Annotated in this window: 1 pseudogene; it reads left to right on the top strand. The window is 59.6% G+C overall.

The features are described from left to right. A pseudogene (locus tag QJT78_RS52890) lies at nt 1-194 on the top strand (hypothetical protein); the annotation flags it as partial. Between the last annotated feature and the right edge of the window lie 24 nt (nt 195-218).

Here is a 218-nt window from a genome sequence, read left to right as displayed (position 1 = left end):
CTTCGGTGATCGCCGGCCTGAAGGCCGATTGGCAGGTCGAGTACGAACGCTGGCAGAGACGCGATCTGTCGGCGCGTCGCTATGTCTACATCTGGGCCGATGGCGTGTACCCCCGCGGGTCACTTCAAATTCCTCCGGGTGTGGTCAGTCAAATTCCTCCACCCGCGAGGCAGGACAAGGGACTGTTAGTTTGAGTTTGTTTCCCGGGCAAGAGCTTC

The sequence above is a fragment of the Bradyrhizobium sp. Mp27 genome, from assembly GCF_029953005.1.
Lineage (GTDB): Bacteria > Pseudomonadota > Alphaproteobacteria > Rhizobiales > Xanthobacteraceae > Bradyrhizobium > Bradyrhizobium barranii.
This window is presented reverse-complemented; position numbering and strand designations above follow the sequence as displayed.